This window comes from Phenylobacterium sp. J426 (assembly GCF_024699945.1).
In the GTDB taxonomy this organism is placed as follows: Bacteria; Pseudomonadota; Alphaproteobacteria; order Caulobacterales; family Caulobacteraceae; genus Phenylobacterium.
Map to the genome: position 1 here is coordinate 2317034 of NZ_JAJOMY010000001.1, position 17570 is coordinate 2334603.

Sequence of the window (17570 nt, forward strand, 5' to 3'; positions counted from 1 at the left end):
ATCATGGCGTCACGTCGTCTCGTGCAGCCAAGCGCGGAGGATCGAGACCGACTCCTCCGGATGCTTCTCGACGAATTCCGAGACGCGCTTCACCGAGCTGGCCTTCACCTGGCCCTCGATGCGGGCGATGTCGATCTTGGCCTCGAGTTCGCTGTTGGCGGGACCCGGCAGGGCGAGCTGACCATCCATGCCGGCGGGGATCTGCAGCTGCTGGCCGTCAGGGGTCGTGACGATGCGCGTCACCTGCGGTCCGCCCAGCATCGCCATCGGCGCGCCGCCACCGCCGCCGCCGCCCGTGGCGGCCTTCAACAGCGGCCGCGCGACGAACAGCAGCATCAGGATGCCGACCAGGGCCGTCACGGCGATCTCGGCGGCGCGCATGATGTCGTTCTTGTCGAAGCCCATCAGGGGATTGGCGGCCTCGACGCCGCCGGTGTCGGCAGGGGCCGGAAAACGGACGTTGATGACGCTCACCTGGTCGCCGCGCTCCTGGTTGAAGCCGACGGCGGTGCGCACCAGCTGTTCGATCCGCTGCATCTCCTCGGCCGTGCGGGGGGTGTATTCCCCCGGCTTGCCGTCGGCGCCAGCCGCGGTGGCGCCGTCGACGGCGACCGCGACGGACAGCCGCTTCACCTGGCCGGGCTCCTGCACCTCGGTGCGCGTGGTCTTCGAGATCTCGTAGTTGGTGGTCGATTCCTGCCGGCCGCTCTGAGAGCCGGTTGCGCCACCGCCGCCCAGGGCCGCGGCGCCGGGGATGTTTGCGGCGACGGAGGTCTGGCCGGCGCCGTCCTCCTGGTTCTCGCGGCTGTTCTCGTCGGTGGTCGATTCCGAGCGGATCACCTGTCCATCGGGATCGAAAGTTTCTTGCTGGACGGTGACGCGGGCCAGCTCCAGGTCGGCGGTGACGTTCACCCGCGCCTTGCCGGGCCCGACGATGCCCTCCACCAGGCCCTTCACCTGCTTCGCGATCCGGCTTTCCACCTCCGACTTCCGCCCGTCGGCCTCGGCGGCCATCCCGGTCTCGCCGCCGGACAGGGTCTTGGCGTGCTGGTCGACGACGGTGACGCGGTCGGGACGCATGTTTGGCACGGCCCCGGCCACCAGATTCTGCATGGCGCGGACCTGTTCCGCCGTGGGCTCGCGGCCGCCCACGCCGATATTGACCGACGCGGAGGGCTGCTCGGCGGCTTCCTCGAACAGCTGACGCTTGGGCAGCACCAGGTGGACGCGGGCCGAGGTGATGCCTTCCAGGCCGCGGATGGTGCGGGCCAGCTCGCCTTCGAGCGCGCGCTGGCGGTTCAACTGCTGGACGAAGTCGGTCTGGCCCAGGGAATTGGCCTCGTCGAAGATCTCGTAGCCAACGGAGCCTGCGGTGGGCAGGCCTTTCGACGACAGCATCAGCCGGGTGGAAGCGACGCGATCGCGCCCGACCATGATCGTCGAGCCGTCGCCCTTCACCTCGTACTTCACCCCCGCCTGGTCGAGGGCCTGGGTGATGGAGCCCGCTTCCTTGAGGTCGAGGTTGGAATAGAGCAGGGCCTTGGGTTCGCCGAGGTTCATGGTCAGCGCCAGGAGCACCGCCGCAACGCCGGCGCCGATGCCGAGGATCGCCGCCAGACGGCCGATCCCGAACCTCTGGATTGCCGCGAGCAACTGGTTCAACGCGGGCGTCCCTTCCCCCAAACTCGCGGAAGGCGGCGCGGCATGCAGAACCCGCCCTCAGCTAGGCAGGATTTACCCAGTGGTTGGTAAACGCGGCCTTAAGGAACGGCCGTCGGATCAGGCGCTCCAGGGGGCGAGGAGGCCCCACAGGGCCAGCACGACCGTGAACGCCAGGTAGATGGCGACGGTGATCGTGAACAAGAGCTTTCGCAGGGTGCTCCACGAGTCCACCCGCCGGCCGCCCTGCCAGACCGCCGGCAGCACGGCGAGGGTGATCAGCGTCAGCGCAGCGGCGACCAGGGCGCAGGCCGAGGCGGTGACCAGCAGCGGCCCAGGCCATTCGTAGAACACCGCGGCCTGGTCGGCGGCCCGGGCACCGAACGCACCGACCAGCCCAAACCCCGCCAGCCACAGCCCCGCCTGTATGTTCTGGGCAAGAGCCGCGCGCGCCTGGATCTGGTTCTCCCGCACGTCGCGGCGATTGCGCAGGAAGACGCCCATCAAGGTGGCCACCGCGGCGAACCCGGTCAGCGCAGCCAGCCCGCCAAGCACCACGGGGCGCATCCAGAACGCCGCGCGCTCCTTGCGGTCGGCGTTGAAGCCGTCTTGGAAACCGGTGGCGCGGCCGTTCTTCATCCGGAAGGCGATCCGCCGGTCACCGTCGGCGGCGATGAACCGGCCGTCGGAGGCCGGGCCGTCAGGAACCCACAAGCGGGCGTCCTCGCCGGCGCCGGTCAGGAGCCGCCCTTCCGGGGTGACCCGGACGGGGACGCCCCCCATCAGCAGGCCGACGAAGCCTTCCAGCCCGCCATGAGTGCGGCGGGTGGTCATGTAGTAGCCTTCGTAATTGGAGGCGGCGTCGATCAGGTCGCGCGAACCTGCGCGCGGAAAGACAACGGGCGGGGAATAGAACTCACGCACCACCGCCTCGGCGAAGCGCCCGCTCAGCCTTTGGCCTTCCTCGCTGTTGGTGGTGATGAAGACACCCAGGTCGAGTTCCGGGATCACCACCAGGCTGGAGTGAAACGACAGCGTCGCTCCGTCGTGGCCGTAGCCGCGGCGGCCCCCCGGCATGTCGTAGACGATGAAGCCGTGGGCCCAGCCGTTGAGGCCTGGAGCCGTCGCCTGGATCGGCTGGCGGAACGCGCGCGCCGCGGTCGGGCCATAGACGGTCACGCCGTTCCAAGACCCATTCCCCAGCAGGGCGAGCATGTAGCGCGCCATGTCGCCAGCCGTGGACGACGCCGAACCGGCCGGCGCGATCTGGCCGACGTACTCGTACGGCCGGGCCTCGTACCCGTCGCGGCCCCAGCGGTAGCCGACCGCGGTGTCGGCGCGAAGGGCCGCGGGCATCGGACTGGGCAGGCCGCGCCGCTCGGGCCGCGGCTCGCGGAAGGTGGTGCGGCTCATGCCCAATGGGCCGGTGATTTCGGTCTCGACCAGATCCTCGAAAGGTCGGCCGTTCAGGTTCGCGACGGCGAGGCCGGCCAAGCCCACGCCATAGTTCGAATAGCTGGAAAGCACGCCGGCGGCTCGAACACGCTTCGGGCGCTCCTGGCGCAGGTAGAGGTCGAGCGGGCGGACGCGTCCGGCGTCGCGTTCGAACAGCTGGCCGAGCGCGCGGTCCTCGAAGCCCGGCGTGTGCGCCATGAGGTGGCGGAGCGTGACGTCGCGGCGGTAGCCTTCGTCCCGGATCCGAACCCGTTCCGGCAGGTAGCCGTTGATCGGTCGGTTCAGGTCCATCCGCCCCTTCTCGACCTCGTTCATCGCCAGGATCCAGGTGAAGGTCTTGGAGATGGAGCCGATGCGGAACAGCGTCCGGTCCGGGTCGACGGGCTTGCGCGGATCCAGGTCGGCGAACCCGTAGCCCTTCTTCAGCGTCACCTGTCCACCCTGGACGACCGAGACGGCGGCGCCGGCCACATGCTCCCGAGCCATGGCCTGCGTCACCCAACCGTCGACGAAGGCCGCCAGTTCGGCGGCGGGGATCGGCTGGTTCGAGGCAAGGCGCGCGCCGCTGACAAGCGTCGGCGCCGACGGGGCGAAGGCGGGCGCGCCGGCGGTCGCGGGACCCACAGCGGCCGCGGTGCTCGCGGCCGGCGCGGGGCGGGCCTTCGCGGCAGGGCGCTGAGGCCGGACCTGGGCGTAGGGGATGGGGGCATCCGGAAGCGCGACGGCGGCGGCCGGCGGCGGAGGCTGAGCCGGCGGCTCCTGCGCCCAGGCCGGCGAGGACACCAGGACCGTGAGCACCGCCACGGCGGCTTTCAATCCGGTTCGCATCGCAACCGCCCCAAGCTCCTGCCCCACCCGCCTCAGGTTGTAGGACCGAACATGAGTCCCTCAAAGCGGGGCCGTGGCGATCTTGCCGGGGATCAGAACGCGTAGAGCGGGAGCACCGGCCGAAGCTCGGGCCCCACGAACACCTGCGGCTCGGACGGCGGACTGACCTTTTCGGCGATCTCCCGCCGCCGCACGCACTCCCGTGTCGCCGTCGCCAAGGCCTGGAAATGCGCACTCTGCCCGATGGTCGAGAGGAAGCAGTCGTCGAAATAGGGGTACTTGTCCGTTTCCCCGCAGCCGAAGGACGTGCGGTCGGGGCGCGCGGCGGTCAGCACCATGCGGTTGGGTCCGGCGAGCTGAGGCACGAAGACGCCCGAGAAGCAGGCCGACACCACGACGACGGTAGGCCGCTTTCCGCAGGTGCGATCGAGCATCGCCGCCAGAACGCCGGGGGCGAGGATGTGCTTGTCCACCACCGCGCCCTGCGGCGTGCCGTGGGTGGTGATGTAGAACAGGCAGCCGCCGGTGGCCTTGGGTGCGAGCGCCTCGAGCGCGCCGTAAATTTGCTCGAGCTCGGCCTTGGCCGGTGCGGTGTCGCGATAGCGTTCGGGGCGGGTGGAGAACTGACGCAGGTTGCCCGGCTGGAAACCCACCCGGGTCAAGGCCTGGGCCACGTCGCGACGGGCGTTGTCGAACGCCTCGGTGGCCCCGCCGCCGGAGCCGCGCCAATCGCCGGCCACGATGACGGCTGTCCAGTCGCCGAATGCGCCCGCCCTGGCCGGCGCGCCCGAAAGCATCAGCAGCAGACCCGTGATCGCGATGATCAGGCGGGTCGGCATCGCAGGCTTACTTCTTGTAGTTGGCGAACGGCGTCGGGATCGCCGTTCCAGTGGCCTTGGCCAACAGGCGGCCTTCGGGATCGAAGAGCTCGCCCTCGGTGAAGGCGACCTGCCGGCCCCACTTCACAACCCTGCCGACCCCGCGGATCTTGCCGGGCATGCCTGGCCGGAAGAAGCTGGTTTTCATCTCCAGCGTCGGCGCGACCGCCGTCATGCCGGAGGCCACCATGCAGGCCACGCTCATCGCCTCGTCCAGCATGGCGCAGAGGTAGCCGCCCTGGATCTGCTTCATCGGATTGAGCAGCAGTTCGGCCTTGGCGTCGAACTCCACCTCGACCGACTTCTCGGCCTGGCTCACCGCCACCATGCGGAAGCCGAGGGTCTGGGAGCCCGTCGGCTGATTCTTCGAACGCAGGAAGCGCTGGAGGATGGCCTCGTCGGTCAGCGCTTCTGGCGCGTTGGCGGCGGCGGAATCGGCCATCTGGCTATTTCTTCCGGAACTGATCGAGCGAGACGATCTTGGTCTCGCCTTCCCCCTCGGACGGGGGGGCGGTTCGGAAGGCGGCTCGGCCGGCGCCGAGATCGCCTTGGTGTCGGCGGGCGCGGCCGGCGGCGGCTCGAACTGGAGCAGGAATTGAACCGATGGATCGTAGAAGCGGGTCACTGCAGCGTAGGGGATGCTGAGCCGCTTGGGTTGCCCGCCGAACTGCAGCGTGACCGAGAAGAACGTCTCGCCAGGGGCCAGGTCCCAGTACTGGTGCTGCAGGACGATCGTCATCTCGTCCGGGTACTTGGACAGGAGGTCCACCGGACCCGAGACGCCGGCCGCGTCGGTCTTGAACGTGATGTAGAAGTGGTGGGCGCCGGGCAGACCACCGGGCGCGGCGGCGCGCTTCAGCGCAGCCTTGACGACACCCCGCAGCGCGTCCTGCGCCAGGGCCTCGTAATTCATCAGATCCTGGGCCGGCGGCTCCTGGGCCATGCCATCTCCGAACGCGGGGGAAACTCGTTGTGTCAAAGGTAACGTCCCGCGGCGCCGAAGCAAGGCGCGAGGCGGCCACACATCGCCGGAATCGTCATGATGTTGAAGGGGGGACCGACGGGGTGGGCGCCTCCGCTGGGCGGGCCCGGATAGGTGGGAGGCTTCTGTTGCCAGGCGCCTCCCGGGCCCCGCCTAGGGATCTGAACCCCTAGGACTTAGGTCGGATGACTACCGAACCGCATTACGCGGCCAGGCGGACTTCCTCAGCGAAGTTATCGTTCGCATTTAGTTTAAGACCCGGAACGGTGGGTCAGGCCGAGAGAAAGCAACGCCTTTAGACGTCTGTCGATGCTGATCGGCCCCGCACTTGCCCGGCGATAACCCGGAGGAAGATTTGGTGGAGCCGCCGGGAATCGCACCCGGGTCCAGTCCGCTTATTACGCGCGCGTTTATCCCCATAGTCGGGCGAACCCGACGCCTTCGAATATAGGCGAGCTCGGGCCGGATTCAAAGGACCCGCCGTTCACGAAGCGCGGATCGACAGCTTCCATTCGCGAACGCGCGCCGGGCCTTCGCAGGCGGGTTGGCGGGGCGGCGACCGCGTTGGCTAGCCTTCACCATCGATTTGATGGAGCCTTTAGATGCGCGAGCTCGCCTACGCTTTCCGCCCGCTGGCCAACGACCTCGGGTCAAGCCTGCTGTTCGCCCTGCTGCTGATCGTCGGTGTCGACGCGCGATCCGCGACCCTCATCGCCATCGCCTTCGGCCTCGCGCACGCGGGGCTCTGGCTGGCGCTGGGCAAGCCGGTGGCGCTTCTGCAGTGGGCCAGCCTGGCCCTGGTGCTGCTCTTCGGCACGGCGGCGCTGTTCACGGATGACCCGCGTTTCCTGATGGCGAAGCCGACGCTCGTCTACCTCGTGATCGCCGCGGTCATGCTGAAGCGGGGCTGGATGCTGCGCTACCTGCCGCCGATCGCCGCCGGCTACGGCGAGCGGCTGATGATCGCCTTCGGCTATGTCTGGGCGGGGCTCATGCTGGTGTCCGCAGCGGCCAATCTGGCCTTCGCGCTTCGCTTCCCGGAAGCATGGCCGCTCTACAAGGCCACCTTCCCGATCGGGTCCAAGCTGGTGCTCTTCGCCATCCAGTTCACGACCGTGCGCGCGGTGGTGCGCGCCAAGCTCATGGCCGAGGCGCGCCTGCGGGCGCTGCCGGCCGAGTGACTGGGTCGGGTTCCGGCTCCGGTTGTGGTTCCTGACCCGGCGGCCGGAACCGGGACTGGGTGTCCGGCTTCAACTGGCCGCCGCTTTCGATGAGCTGGCGATAGGCCGTCCGGGCGGCGCTGAAGTCGGCGCCGCCGCGGAAGATCAGGTCGTAGCGGGGATCCTGCCCGAGGCTCGCCCCAATCACCGCCTCCAGCACCTCGGAGCCTTCGCCCACCTCCGCCAGGTCGCAGGCGCGGCGCACGGTGCGCGCGCCCTGCGCGGTCAGCAGGGTCATGTCGTAGGCCACGCCCTCCACGCAGACGGCCTCCGCCGCGCCTGCCTCGGCCACCCGCACGTCACGCGGTGACTTCCAGACCCAGTGGTTGCGCAGGCTATGGAAGCGGTCGGCCGAGCCAGCGGGCAACTCGCGGTCGAAGCCCAGGCGGCGGCCGATGCCGGCCTCGCAGCACGCCAATCCGGCCCGGCCCTGGACGAACACGCGGTCGTCGCCGCGCACCGACACCCGCGTCACCGTTTGACGGACTGTTGCGGTGGGCCGGGTCCACACCTCCAGGATCATCTCGTCACCCCGCAGCAGTTGCCACTGCAGCGGCATCAGCCCCCAGAGGCGATAGGTGGAGGCGTCGACGCCGTTGTCGATGCTCGGCAGCCGCTCGCCGCGGCGGACGCGCCGCCCGCCGAAGGGGTCGGCTTCCTCGCCGGCCTTGGGCCACTTCTCGTCCCACCAGCTCTTCGGGTCGGGCGGCGGGAAGGGCCACACCTCGGCCTCGTACGGAGGCGTGTCCTTCGGCGGGCCGATCTCGATGACCCGGCGGCGAAAGAACTGGGCGTCGGCCGGCGTCGCGAAGGCCAGCACGAGCATCCCGGTGATGATGCGATGGATCGCGGGCAAGCGGGCTCTCTCCTGCTCCGCCCCCCGGAGAGAAGAGACTATCGCCTCCAGGTGTTCCCCTGAAGGGGCCTCAGAAGACGTCAACCCCGCGCGAGATCGACAGCACGCCCGTGCGGGAAACTTCCACCAGGCCGAGTGGACGCATGAGGTCGACGAACTTGTCGATCTTGGACGGCGCGCCGGTCAGCTCGAAGACGAAGCTCTCGTGCGTGGTGTCGATCACCTTGGCGCGGAAGATGTCGGACACGCGCAGCGCCTCCACTCGATCGACGCCGGTCCCCTTGACCTTCACCAGCGCCAGCTCGCGCTCCAGGCCGTTCGGGTCCCGCGTAACGTCCTGGACGTGGCGGGTCGACACCATCTTCTGCAGCTGCGCCTCGATCTGGGCCAGCACCTGCGGCGTGCCGCGGGTGACGATCGTGATCCGGCTGGTGTGGGCCTTCCGATCGGTCTCCGCGACGGTCAGGCTCTCGATGTTGTAGCCCGCGCGCGGCGAACAGCCCGACCACGCGGTGCAGCACCCCCGGTTCGTTGTCCACCAGCACCGCGAAGGTCGCCAGGCTCTCCGGCGCCTCCTCGTGAGCGAGGTCGTAAACGGAGGCGGGCGCGGAAGCGGCTTGGGCGTCGGACATCGGTCGGGCTCCTTCGGTGGAGACGAGGTGTCACAGGACGCCGTCGGCCGCAACCGGCGTGGCCTCCGCGCCACAGGGGCTTAACCAATGCGTGCGCGCCGCAACCTTCGCCTTGCCCGCCGTCATCGGATCGTGAGAGACGAACGCCGTTCTCAGACGAGAGTCACCGAATGACGACGTGCAACCTCATGGCCAGCGAAACCCGCACCCGCCCCTGGGCCGGTGCGTCGGACGCTGCCGTGCGCGTCGGTTCGGATCCGGGCGCACTGATCACTCTGATCCCCCCACCGCCTGACCGCGGACGCTCCTGGAAGGAGGTCCGCTTGAGACCTCCGGGAGCTTCCAATGTTCATTCCGCTGACGGGCGCCGCTCCGGTTCCGAAAAGGGCCGCCCCGACTTCCCTCTTGCGACTGGTGGCCGGCGAGTTCGCCGACGCCGTCGCCCGCGTGTGGCCCGAGCCCCACGCCGCCTTCCTGGCCGCGCCCGCCGCGCGGCGGCACCTGGCTTGCCTGGGGTTCGCCGTGGGCGCCGAGGTCCGGGCGCTGGCGGCCGCCGTCATGGGCGCACGCCTGCGGCATGCGATCCAGGCCTTGCTGCCGCAGCCTCCGGCCGGACTGGAGCGGCTGCTGGGCCGAATGGGCGAGATCGCGCTGGACGCCGACGCCTACCGGCTGCTCCTGAGACTGCTGGATCGGCCGGCGCCCGCCAAGGTGCTGCGCCACGCCGAGCTGGTGGACGTGAGCCTGGTCCGCCGCCTGGCCGGCCTACCCGAGCCGATGGAGCAGGCGGTGCGGCTGGCCCGCGACCTGACGCCCGAGGCGATCGCGGTGCTGCGCGAGGCCTATGACGCGCTGGCCTTCCGCGACGGCCGCAACGCGGCGGAGGCCGCGGCCTCCGCCTGGGCGCGTGTGGGCTCTGCCAAGTCGCTGTTCGAGTTGGTTCGCGACGACCTGACGCCCGAGCCGGCGGCTCCGCCGCATCCGGGCGCGGGCCGGCTGCGTCCGCTTTCCAGCAAGGCTGCGATCCGCGAGGCGGCGCGCCGGTATCGGAACTGCCTGGCGGACCGGACGCCGCACGCGGCCTCCGGCTGGTCGGCCTTCTACGAGTGGGAGGGGCCGCCGGGCGCCATCGTCGAGATCAGCCGCGACCACGTGTTCGGCTGGCGGCTGGACGAGGCGCGCCTCGCCGACAACGCAGTGGTGCCGGAGCCGGTGCGCGACGAGATCGCCTGCGACCTCGCGCTCATGGGCGTCCACGTCGGCCGCTCGGGCTGGCAGCTCGACCGGCTGCTGCGCGAGGACGTCGGCCGCGGCTACCGGTTCTGGCCCGTGGAGGAAGACGTGGCGGAGGCGTTCGGCGAGGGGTGACCCCCCGCCGGACCCTCTTGGCCGTGCGCTCAAATCGGCGCGAGCACCGACTCCGGCCCGCCAGGCGTGGTACGATCGCCCGGTGACCAACAGGGTCAGACCCGAGAGCCAAAGGAGGCGGCATGTCCCCGCTCCGGATGCCTCAGCACCTCGCCGATCCTCCGCACGTCGACAGCGGCGAGGCGGTCCTGAGGTTCAAACTGCTCGAAGAGCTCGACACCGGCCTCAAACGCAACGAGGACCGCGTCGAAGCGGCCTTGGCCGCGTTGCGGCGGCACGACGCGGAGGGACGGCACGATCCTGACCTTCGAAGTCGGCTGCTGGAGCACGCCGCGGACGCCGTCTGGAGCCTGTTCGTGCAGCACGAGGCCTGCGATTGCGCCGACCACGATGAACTCGTCCGACGCTACGGCATCCCGCCCGAGGTCACCGCCCGGATCGGCGCGGCGCACTAGCCCATGAGCGTCAGGCCGAAACGTCGGTGACGGTCGCGTCCAGCAAACGAAGGAGGTCGGCGGGCGCGAGCCTGGCCTGCAGGCCGCGCTGACCGCCGTTGACGAACACCTGCGACTTCTTCAGCGCCGCAGCGTCCAGCACCGTGCGCACGCGCTTCTTCTGGCCGAAGGGGCTGACGCCGCCGACCTTGTAGCCGGTGACCCGCTCGGCGTCGGCGGGCTTCATCATTTCGGCGGCCTTGCCGCCAAGGGCCGCGGCGAGCTTCTTCATGGAGACCTCGCGGTCGGACGCCAGCACGACGCAGGCCGGCCTGCCGTCGACCAGCACCATCAGCGTCTTCAGCACTTCGTCGGGCGCAACGGCCAGGGCCTCGGCCGCCTGCAGCCCGACGCGCTCGGCGTTCGGGTCATAGTCGTAGGTCGCAAGCTCGAAGGCCACGCCCGCGCGGGTCAGCGCGAGCGTGGCTGGGGTCGTCCGGCTCACACCAGGCGCTTGCCGGCGTCGTCGATGATGGAACCCAGGTCGCGGGCCTCCTCGGCCATGATCATCTCGTTGTGGGCCTTGCCCGACGGGATCATGGGGAAGCAGTTCTCTTCCTTCGTCACGCGGCAGTCGAAGATCACCGGCTTCCGCACGTTGATCATCTCGAGGATCTTGTCGTCCAGTTCGTCAGGATGCTCGGCCCTCAGGCCGACGCCGCCGTACGCCTCGGCCAGCTTCACGAAGTCGGGCAGGGACGAGGAGTAGGAGTGCGAATAGCGCTCGCCGTGCAGCAACTGCTGCCACTGGCGGACCATGCCCATCCACTCGTTGTTCAGGATGAAGATCTTGATCGGCAGGTCGTACTGCACCGCCGTCGAGATCTCCTGCATGGTCATCTGCACGCTGGCGTCGCCGCCGATGTCGATGACCAGCGCGTCCGGGTGCGCCATCTGCACGCCCACCGCCGCCGGCAGACCGTAGCCCATGGTGCCCAGCCCGCCCGAGGTCATCCAGCGGTTCGGCTCCTCGAAGCGGTAGAACTGGGCGGCCCACATCTGGTGCTGGCCGACCTCGGTGGTGATGTAGGTGTCGCGGTCCTTGGTCAGTTCGTAGAGCCGCTGGATGGCGTGCTGCGGCTTGATCAGCTTGGCGTCGGGCCGGAAGCCGAACGAGTTGCGCGCGCGCCAGCCTTCGATCTCGGCCCACCAGCTCTTCATCGCGGCCTTGTCGGTGGCGAGGTTGCGGGCTTTCCAGGCGGCGATCATGTCTTCCAGCACGCTGGCGGCGTCGCCGACGAGGCCGACGTCGGCGCGGACGTTCTTGCCGATGGAGGACGGGTCGATGTCGATGTGGATCTTCTGCGAGGTGGGCGCGAACGCGTCGAGGCGGCCGGTCACGCGGTCGTCGAAGCGCGCGCCGATCGCCACCATCACGTCGCAGTCGTGCATGGCGTTGTTGCTCTCGAAGCTGCCGTGCATGCCGACCATGCCCAGCCACTTCGGATCCGACGCCGGGAAGGCGCCCAGCCCCATCAGGGTCGAGGTGACAGGCGCGCCGGTCAGTTCGGCGAATTCGCGGAGAAGCCGGGCGGCCTTGGGCCCGGCGTTGATGACGCCGCCGCCGGTGTAGAGGATCGGCTTGCGGGCGCGGGCGATCATCGCCACGGCCTCGGCGATCTTCGACGGCTCGGCCTTGGTGCGCGGGGCGTAGTTGTGGGCGTGGGTCACCTCGGCCGGACCGTGATAGGCGGCCTTGCCGAACTGGACGTCCTTCGGGATGTCGATGACCACCGGGCCCGGCCGGCCTGAGGTGGCGATGTGGAACGCCTCGTGGATGATCCGGGGCAGGTCCTCGACCGACTTCACCAGGTAGTTGTGCTTGGTGCAGGGCCGGGTGATGCCGATGGTGTCGCACTCCTGGAAGGCGTCGGTGCCGATCAGGTGGGTCGCGACCTGGCCGGTGATGACCACCATCGGGATGGAGTCCATCAGCGCGTCGACGATGCCGGTGACGGCGTTCGTCGCGCCGGGGCCGGAGGTGACCAACACCACGCCGGGCTTGCCGGTGGAACGCGCATAGCCTTCGGCCGCGTGGGTCGCCCCCTGCTCGTGGCGGACCAGGACGTGCTTCAGCCTGGGTTCGTTGAAGAGCGCATCGTAGATCGGCAACACCGCCCCGCCGGGGTAGCCGAACAGCACGTCCACGCCCTGATCGATGAGGGCGCGCACCACCATCTCGGCTCCGGAGATGATGTCGACTTCAGCTTCGATCGTCTGGTGGGCGGTCATGGGAGACTCTTTCGGAGAGGGCTCGGATGCGGACGGGCTTGAGGGCAATAAAAAAGGCCCGTGAGGGCCTGGGAACGAGCGACCGGTCGGTGCTGACGCCTATCGTCAGTCCGTTGTCGGCCGCCCGGTGATTACAAGAATGTTGCGCATGTAACGACCCTGCAGGGAGTGGTCAGGGAAATGACATGCCGGGATCAGACCGTCAAGGCCGGGTCCAGCGCAAGAAACTGCCTCCACTGTAGCTCCGGATCGGTTTCCATGAGGCGGGGCCAGCCCGACATCTGGCCGCGCATCCAGGTCATCTGGCGCTTGGCGTAGCGGCGGGTCTCCTGCTGGGCGGCGGTGATGGCGTCGTCGAGCGAGGCTTCGCCGCGCAGGTGGGCGGCGAGTTCGCGCACGCCCACGGCCTTCATGGCGGGCAGGGCAGGGTCGAGGTCGCGGGCCATCAGCGCCCGCACTTCGTCCAGAGCCCCGGCGTGGATCATGGCGTGCAGCCGCGCATCGCAGCGGACGTAGAGCGTCTCCCGCGGCGGCTCCAAGGCGACGGGGCTCCAGTGGGAGATGGCGGCTTCGCCGGTCCGCTGCAGATCGGTAAGCGCAGCGCCCGTGGCGGCGAACACCTCCCAGGCCCGGCAAAGCCGTTGCCGGTCGCCGGGCGCGATCCGCGCGGCCGCGGCGGGGTCGGCGCCGCTCAGCCGAGCGCGGAAGGCCTCTTCGCCCATCCGGTCGAAGTCGGCGGCGGCGGCGGCGCGGACCTCGGGCGGCACCTCGGGGATTTCCGCCAGACCCTGCGTCAGCGCCCGGAAATAGAGGCCCGTGCCGCCGACGACCACCGCGGGGCGGCCGCGCGCGGCGATGTCGGCCACGACCTCGGTCGCCGCCCGCAGCCAGCGGCCGACTGACCACCCGTCGGCCGGATCGACCGTCCCGAACAGGTGGTGCGGCGCGCGCGCCGTCTCCTCCGGGCTCGGCCCGGCCGTGATCACCCGCAGCCCGGCGTAGAGTTGCATGCTGTCGGCGTTGACGATCTCCGCGCCGACGGTTTCCGCCAGCCGCAGCGCGAGCGCCGACTTGCCGCTTGCCGTGGGGCCGGCGATCAGCCAGATGCGGGGCTCAATGGAGCTCGTCCTCACAACCGTCACGCCGGCTCAGGCCGGGTCCCTCTCGATCGGCTACGCCGACGCCTTCGCCACGCTCGACGTCGACATCCTCGACTCCGTCATGCTCTCGCCGCAGGCCTCCGACCTTGTCTTCGAGGCTGCCAGCCTGGAGACGGTGCGCAAAGCCCTGGCTGTCTCGTTTGCCGCCGCACCCTTCGACTGGTGCGTCCAACCCACAACGGGGCGCCGCAAGCGCCTGCTCGTGGCCGACATGGACTCAACCATCATCAATGTCGAGTGCCTGGACGAGCTCGCCGACTACGCCGGCAAGAAGGCCGAGATCGCCGCGATCACCGAGCGCGCCATGCGTGGCGAACTTGAGTTCGAGGGCGCCCTGCGGGAGCGGGTCGGCATGCTGAAGGGTCTGTCGACCACGGCGCTCCAGCAGGCCTATGACGAACGGGTCCGGCTGAATCCCGGCGCGCGGACCCTGGTTCGGACCATGGCCGCCAACGATGCGCGTTGCGTGCTGGTCTCCGGCGGCTTCACCTTCTTCACCGGCCGGGTGGCCGAAGCCGCGGGCTTCCATGCCGACCGCGCGAATACGTTGCTGGAAGGCGAGGGCTTGCTGACCGGCCTCGTCGGAGAGCCCATCCTGGGGCGCGAGGCCAAGCTTGCGGCGCTCAATGAGGAGGCTGCCGCCCTCGGCGTCCCGCTCTCGGAGACCCTGGCGATCGGCGACGGGGCCAACGACCTGGCGATGATCGAGGCGGCGGGCCTGGGCGTCGCCTATCGCGCCAAGCCGATCGTCGCCGCGCAGGCGGACGCCAAGGTGGATCACTCGGACCTGACCGCTCTGCTCTATTTCCAGGGCTACCGCGCGGACGAATTCGTGACCGACTGATGGCCTTCCCGCGCGCCGTGAAAGCCGTCGTGTTCGACATGGACGGCCTGCTGATCGACACCGAGACGGTGATCTATCGCGCCATGCAGCGCACGGCGGACAGCATCGCGCGCGAACTGCCGTTGACGACCTTTCAGCGGATGGTGGGTCTGCAGCACGCCGCCAGCGACCTGATCCTGCTGGAGCACTTCGGCGAGGATTTCGATCTCGCGGGCTGGTCGGCGGAGGTGAGCCGTCACTTCCGCGCCGAACTGGCCGCGGGCATTGCGCTGAAGGAAGGCGTGCTGGAGATCCTGGACCTTCTCGACCAAGCCGGCCTTCCGCGGGCGATCGCCACCTCGTCCAGCCTGCAGAGCGTGCAGCTGAGCCTTGGGCCCCATAGCCTGGTCGACCGCTTCCACGCCCTGATCACCCGCGACGTCCAGACGCGCGGCAAGCCGCATCCGGAACCGTTCCTGAAGGCGGCCGACGCCCTCGGCGTGGACCCGGCCGATTGCCTGGCCCTGGAGGACAGCCACAACGGCGTACGCTCGGCCTCGTCCGCCGGCATGATGACCATCATGGTTCCCGACATGCTGGACCCGACCGAGGAGATGGAGACGCTCTGCCTCCGGATCGCCCGCGACCTGCATGAGGTCCGAGACCTGCTGGCGGCGCAGGGCTGAGCGAAAGGCGGCTCCCCCTCGGGGTGGCGAGGGGGAGCCGTGAAGTCGTAGGTCGCCGGCTTGGAGCGGAGCGACCTCACTTGCGGTAAGCTGAATTACGCGCGTAATCCACGCTCAGATTGCGGGCGTAATTCCGAAAGTCAAGCGGCCTTAGCGGCTGCCGCCCGACCCCGACGGTCCGCGCTCGAAGTAGCGGAAGAACGCGCTGTCAGGCGAAAGCACCATGGTGGTGTCGCCCTGGCCGAGGCTGGCCTCATAGGCCTGCATCGAGCGCCAGAAAGCGGCGAAAGAGGGGTCGCGGCCGAAGCTCTGGGCGAAGATGCGCGTGCGCTCGCCGTCGCCTTGACCGCGGAGCGTCTCACCCTGTTCCTGCGCCTGGGCGAGCGTGATGGTCACATCGCGGTCAGCCTGGGCGATGATCTCGCGCTTCTGCTGCTCGCCCTCGGCGCGGATGCGGGCCGCCTCCTGCTGGCGGGAGGTCTGCATGCGGCGGAAGACGGCTTCCTGGTTCTCCGTAGGGAAGTCGGCGCGCTTGATCCGCACATCGATCACCTGGATGCCGAAGCGTGAAGCCTCGGCGCGGCGGGCGACATCGGTCCGCGCCTGCTGCATCAGTCGGCCCCGAGCGCCGGAGATGACGTCGCTCTGCTGGGCCGAGCCCAGGACCTGGCGCAGCGAGGAGTTCACCAGCCGCTCGATGCGGTCGGCGGCGATCCGCTCGTCGCGCAGGGTGCGGTAGAAGGCCAGCGGATCCGAGATGCGGTAGCGCACGAACGCGTCCACGACCAACCGCCGCTGGTCGGCGGTCGGGATCTCCGCCTGCTGGATTTCGACCGCGAGGTTCCGGCGGTCGAACTTCACGACGTTCTCCCAGAACGGGAACTTGGCGTTGAGGCCCGCGCCGGGGCGGCCCGGCGCATTGACGACCCTGACGGGTTCGCCGAACCGCAGCACGAGCGCCTGCTCGCGCTGATCGACGATGAACAGCGTGTTGGCGAGCAGCACCAGGGCGCCCACGCCGACGATCAGATAGGTCCAGAGGCGGCGGCTCATTGGGCGCTCCTCGCGCCTTGCGGCTGCACCGAGACGTCGGGCGTCGGTGCGCCCTGAGGCTGCGTGCGCGGCCGGAAGACGTCGGGCGGCAGGATGATCGGCGCGCTCGCGCCTTCGCTGTCGACGATCACCTTGTTCGAACGCTGCAGCACGCGCTGCATGGTCTCGATGTAGATGCGATCGCGCGTCGCGCCCGGCGCGCGCCGGTACTCGTTGAGGACGGCGTTGAAGCGGGAGGCGTCACCGGTGGCCTCTCGCACCGCCTGTTCGCGGTAGGCTTCCGCCGACTGGATGATCCTCGCCGCGTCACCCTGGGCCTCGTTGACCACGCGGTTGCGATAGCCGTTGGCTTCGTTGACGGCCGACTCCTGGTCCTGCTGTGCGCTGATCACGTCGCGGAACGCCGCCTGCACCTGCTGCGGCGCGTTGGCGGCGCTGATCTGCACTTCGTTGATCCGGACGCCGGTGCCCCAGGCGTCCAGCGTCCGTTGCATCAGTTCAGCGGTCTCGAGCTCGACCTGTCCCCGGCGCTTCGAGATGATGTCGAGCAGCGGCGTGCGTCCCACGACTTCGCGCATCGCGCTTTCGGCGACCGCCTTAACCGACTCCTCGGGATCGCGGATGGTGAAGACGAACTGGTCGGCGTCGGAGATGCGCCACGTCACGCTGAACTGCAGGTCGATGATGTTCTCGTCGCCTGTCACCATCAGGCTCTCCTCCGGCAACGCGCCGGGAGAGGCGCCGCCGATGGCGAGACGCTGCAGGCTGGTGACCGGCACCTTCTGCACGCGCTCGATCGGGGCCGGGAGGTGGTAGCGCAGCCCGGGACCTTCGTTGCGCGAGTAGGCGCCGAAGGTGGTGACGACCGCCTCCTCGTTGGACTCCACGACGTAGATGCCCGAGAGCGCCCATAGGCCCACCGCGGCGCCGGCGATCGCGGCGATTGCGCCAGGCCGGATTCCGCCGGGGCCGCCCATGAAGTCGCGCAGTCTGCGACCCAGCTGGTCGAAGCCGGCGTTGAAGTCCGGTCCATTCGGGCCGCGGCCGCCCCCTCCGTTGCGGGGACGTCGGGGCGGGGGATTGTTGCGGTCGCCGTCGCCGGACGGGGGCGAGCCCCACGGGCCGGGATTGGCGTTGTCGTTCCAGGGCATCAGCCGGGTTTTACTCGGTTGTTGTCGGGGCGTTCGCGGGTCTTCTGCTTATAGGTCCCGGCGGTGTTGTAAACCGGGCGGGCTTGTAAACCG

At 69.5% G+C, this 17570-nt stretch carries 15 protein-coding genes, 1 other RNA gene and 2 pseudogenes; 5 read left to right on the forward strand and 13 right to left on the reverse strand.

Annotated features, from left to right (window positions below; genetic code table 11):
- Nucleotides 1-9: 9 nt before the first annotated feature.
- The 6 genes and pseudogenes from fliF to ssrA form a co-directional block, all read right to left on the reverse strand.
- Nucleotides 10-1662 (reverse strand): flagellar basal-body MS-ring/collar protein FliF, encoded by a 1653-nt coding sequence (gene fliF / locus LRS10_RS12175; protein ID WP_257837491.1) that lies wholly within the window; start codon nt 1660-1662, stop codon nt 10-12.
- Between the two features lie 117 nt (nt 1663-1779).
- Complete coding sequence (locus LRS10_RS12180; RefSeq protein WP_257837492.1) at nt 1780-3942, reverse strand: serine hydrolase; 2163 nt, start codon at nt 3940-3942, stop codon at nt 1780-1782.
- A gap of 92 nt (nt 3943-4034) precedes the next feature.
- Nucleotides 4035-4781 (reverse strand): C13 family peptidase, encoded by a 747-nt coding sequence (locus tag LRS10_RS12185; protein ID WP_257837493.1) that lies wholly within the window; start codon nt 4779-4781, stop codon nt 4035-4037.
- A 7-nt stretch (nt 4782-4788) separates the two neighbouring features.
- On the reverse strand, nt 4789-5262 hold the full coding sequence (locus tag LRS10_RS12190; RefSeq protein WP_257839150.1) for a PaaI family thioesterase: 474 nt from the start codon (nt 5260-5262) through the stop codon (nt 4789-4791).
- Between the two features lie 87 nt (nt 5263-5349).
- A pseudogene (locus tag LRS10_RS12195) lies at nt 5350-5763 on the reverse strand (SspB family protein); the annotation flags it as partial.
- A 152-nt stretch (nt 5764-5915) separates the two neighbouring features.
- Nucleotides 5916-6279, reverse strand: a transfer-messenger RNA (tmRNA) gene (gene ssrA, locus LRS10_RS12200).
- Nucleotides 6280-6404: 125 nt separating this feature from the next.
- On the opposite strand from ssrA, the gene LRS10_RS12205 reads away from it, so the two are divergent.
- Nucleotides 6405-6983: a septation protein IspZ gene (locus LRS10_RS12205; protein WP_257837494.1), complete on the forward strand. Its 579-nt coding sequence runs from the start codon at nt 6405-6407 to the stop codon at nt 6981-6983.
- On the opposite strand, the gene LRS10_RS12210 is transcribed toward LRS10_RS12205, so the two are convergent.
- Nucleotides 6943-7878, reverse strand: a complete 936-nt coding sequence (locus tag LRS10_RS12210; protein ID WP_257837495.1) for a hypothetical protein — start codon at nt 7876-7878, stop codon at nt 6943-6945. The genes LRS10_RS12205 and LRS10_RS12210 overlap by 41 nt on opposite strands.
- A 70-nt stretch (nt 7879-7948) precedes the next feature.
- Nucleotides 7949-8510: pseudogene (gene ilvN, locus LRS10_RS12215) on the reverse strand (acetolactate synthase small subunit).
- 345 nt (nt 8511-8855) lie between these two features.
- On the opposite strand from ilvN, the gene LRS10_RS12220 reads away from it, so the two are divergent.
- Both LRS10_RS12220 and LRS10_RS12225 read left to right on the forward strand, forming a co-directional pair.
- Nucleotides 8856-9878 (forward strand): hypothetical protein, encoded by a 1023-nt coding sequence (locus LRS10_RS12220; protein WP_257837496.1) that lies wholly within the window; start codon nt 8856-8858, stop codon nt 9876-9878.
- A gap of 122 nt (nt 9879-10000) precedes the next feature.
- Nucleotides 10001-10333 carry a DUF6665 family protein gene (locus tag LRS10_RS12225; protein ID WP_257837497.1) on the forward strand — a complete coding sequence of 111 codons (333 nt, stop codon included), beginning with the start codon at nt 10001-10003 and terminating at the stop codon, nt 10331-10333.
- Between the two features lie 10 nt (nt 10334-10343).
- On the opposite strand, the gene ybaK is transcribed toward LRS10_RS12225, so the two are convergent.
- The 3 genes from ybaK to miaA form a co-directional block, all read right to left on the reverse strand.
- Complete coding sequence (gene ybaK / locus LRS10_RS12230) at nt 10344-10817, reverse strand: Cys-tRNA(Pro) deacylase (protein WP_257837498.1); 474 nt, start codon at nt 10815-10817, stop codon at nt 10344-10346.
- Nucleotides 10814-12604: an acetolactate synthase 3 large subunit gene (locus tag LRS10_RS12235; protein ID WP_257837499.1), complete on the reverse strand. Its 1791-nt coding sequence runs from the start codon at nt 12602-12604 to the stop codon at nt 10814-10816. The genes ybaK and LRS10_RS12235 overlap by 4 nt, the downstream gene beginning before the upstream one ends.
- Before the next feature lie 194 nt (nt 12605-12798).
- A complete protein-coding gene (gene miaA, locus LRS10_RS12240) occupies nt 12799-13737 on the reverse strand; it encodes a tRNA (adenosine(37)-N6)-dimethylallyltransferase MiaA (protein ID WP_257839151.1) in 939 nt (312 codons plus the stop codon).
- Between miaA and serB the strand changes: the two genes are divergently transcribed.
- Entirely contained in the window at nt 13721-14608 is an 888-nt protein-coding gene (gene serB, locus LRS10_RS12245; protein ID WP_257837500.1) for a phosphoserine phosphatase SerB, read from the forward strand. The genes miaA and serB overlap by 17 nt on opposite strands.
- Nucleotides 14608-15273, forward strand: a complete 666-nt coding sequence (locus tag LRS10_RS12250; RefSeq protein WP_257837501.1) for an HAD family phosphatase — start codon at nt 14608-14610, stop codon at nt 15271-15273. The genes serB and LRS10_RS12250 overlap by 1 nt, the downstream gene beginning before the upstream one ends.
- Nucleotides 15274-15423: 150 nt before the next feature.
- Here the strand turns inward: LRS10_RS12250 and hflC are convergent, their stop codons facing one another.
- Nucleotides 15424-16326, reverse strand: a complete 903-nt coding sequence (hflC, locus tag LRS10_RS12255; RefSeq protein ID WP_257837502.1) for a protease modulator HflC — start codon at nt 16324-16326, stop codon at nt 15424-15426.
- Complete coding sequence (gene hflK / locus LRS10_RS12260; RefSeq protein WP_257837503.1) at nt 16323-17477, reverse strand: FtsH protease activity modulator HflK; 1155 nt, start codon at nt 17475-17477, stop codon at nt 16323-16325. Before hflK ends, hflC begins: the two co-directional genes overlap by 4 nt.
- Nucleotides 17478-17570 lie beyond the last annotated feature (93 nt).